Here is a 1,859-nt window from a genome sequence, read left to right as displayed (position 1 = left end):
AAGAACGTCATGACTAAGAATTCACGTTTTCGTCCAAAAGAGGGTGGCCGCGATGGTGGCCGAGACACAGGTCGTGAGCGACCAGCTGGTGCTGCGCCTTGGAAAGCCAAAGGCCAACGTCCCCCGCGCGAGGATAAACCCAGCGATGGCAGTCAATGGATTTATGGCACCCATGCCGTGCTCGCAGCCCTTGCCAATCCGAAACGAAAAGTGCTGGAGCTTCGTGCCACCCGCAACACGCTGGAAGGCTTAGAAGACACCCAAATCGATAAGAGCAAGATCGCCATAACCGATGGCGAAAGTCTGTCGGCACTTTTGCCGCCCGGCGCCGTGCATCAAGGCATTGCCGTGCGCGTACATCCGCTGGAGAGCATCGGCCTTGACCAAGCCCTTCCCAGTGCCGAGGGCATTGCCTTGATCTTGGACCAAGTTACCGATCCACAAAATATCGGGGCGATCTTCCGTTCTGCTGCTGCCTTTGGCGTACGCGCCGTCATCCAACAGGACCGCAAGGCCCCACCCATTACGGGTTCTTTGGCCAAAGCGGCTGTCGGCGGCATTGAGATGGTGCCCGATGTCCGTGTGGTGAACATTGCCCAAACAATCGTGCAGCTGGCCGAAGATGGTTGGATGACAGTCGGGCTTTCGGGCGAAGCTGAGCATGATTTGGCCGACGTTCTGGATGGCTCGCCTGTCGTGCTGGTTATGGGGGCTGAAGGCAAAGGCTTGCGTCATTTGGTGGGGGAACGGTGTGATCGATTGGCGCGTATCCCCATTGATCCGCAAATGGAGAGCTTAAATGTCTCTGCCGCCTCCGCCATTTCACTTTATGCCGCACATATGGCGCAAACGAAGAAGTCGATTGGTTCATGACGCCTGAAACCATGATGAGTGAGGGCATCAAGCTCCTCGAAATTCTCGCCATTGATGTAGCCCTATCGGGCGATAATGCCATTGCGGTTGGCTTGGCAGCGGCGGGCCTGCCCGTCGAACAACGCCGGAAAGTGATCTTCTGGGGCCTGGCCGGAGCCGTCGTGCTGCGGGTTTTGTTTGCACTGGTTGCTGCAAAGCTCTTGCTCATCACAGGCCTGCAATTGCTCGGCGGCTTGCTGCTCGTCTGGGTTGGTTGGAAGCTTTTGACGGAATTGCGCGAGCAAGATGCGGCCGATGCCGATCATGATGGGATAGCAGATCACGCGACTGCCCATCCTAAAACGCTGACGAGTGCCATCATCACCGTGATGATCGCCAATCTATCCATGTCGCTCGATAATGTGCTGGCGGTGGCTGGCGCGGCGCAAGGCCATATGGTGGTATTGGCACTCGGTCTCTTGTGCGCGATTGGCTTTATGGCCCTTGCGGCAGACCTCATTGCCAATCTTCTGCAAAAGCACCGTTGGATTGGCTATTTAGGGGTGGCGGTCATTTATCTGGTTGCTGCCAATATGGTCTGGCATGGCGGCCTGCAGGTGTGGGAATTCCTCGTCGCTAAAACCAGCTAACACGAGCTAGTCCGCCAGCACTTTTGCGACCAACTCAACATCTTCAGCCGAGGTCTGCCATGAGGCTACGAATCGGTAAGTATCTGGACCCAAAGTTGTCCACGGATAAAAGCTAATCCCTGCAGACTGGAGCTCGGCTACTTTGCTGGCATCGAGGCGTACAAACACTTCATTGCCATGCACAGGGGCGGCTAGGCTTGCCCCAGCCCGCTCAAAGCCTGCACCCAGATCGCGCGCCATCTGATTGGCGTGACCCGCGAGGTTCAGCCACAGGCCATCCTCCAGCATAGCTACCGCCTGTGCCGCCAAATAGCGGTGCTTGGAGAAAAGTTGGCCAGCGCGCTTGCGCAAATAGGC

The 1,859-nt window shown here is 57.0% G+C and carries 2 protein-coding genes and 1 pseudogene; 2 read left to right on the top strand and 1 reads right to left on the bottom strand.

All coding sequences use genetic code 11. The features are described from left to right. Together rlmB and ACOVRA_RS16980 are read left to right on the top strand one after the other, a co-directional pair. The coding region (gene rlmB / locus ACOVRA_RS16985; protein ID WP_421721325.1) for a 23S rRNA (guanosine(2251)-2'-O)-methyltransferase RlmB at positions 1 to 873 on the top strand (873 nt) is incomplete at its 5' end. After that, positions 870 to 1,502: a YjbE family putative metal transport protein gene (locus ACOVRA_RS16980; RefSeq protein ID WP_421721324.1), complete on the top strand. Its 633-nt coding sequence runs from the start codon at positions 870 to 872 to the stop codon at positions 1,500 to 1,502. The genes rlmB and ACOVRA_RS16980, both read left to right, overlap by 4 nt. 6 nt (positions 1,503 to 1,508) lie before the next feature. On the opposite strand, the pseudogene ACOVRA_RS16975 reads toward ACOVRA_RS16980, so the two are convergent. Continuing rightward, a pseudogene (locus tag ACOVRA_RS16975) lies at positions 1,509 to 1,859 on the bottom strand (low specificity L-threonine aldolase); the annotation flags it as partial.

Origin of the sequence: Aquidulcibacter sp. (genome assembly GCF_049239865.1) — a bacterium.
Taxonomy (GTDB): domain Bacteria; phylum Pseudomonadota; class Alphaproteobacteria; order Caulobacterales; family Aquidulcibacteraceae; genus Aquidulcibacter.
The sequence above is the reverse complement of the archived record's forward strand: the minus strand, read 5'-3'. Positions and strand labels throughout refer to the sequence as shown.

Excerpts from the sequence above, each read along its gene's own strand:
- ACOVRA_RS16980 (WP_421721324.1), top strand. The coding sequence starts at position 870 with ATGACGCCTGAAACCATGATGAGTGAGGGCATCAAGCTCCTCGAAATT.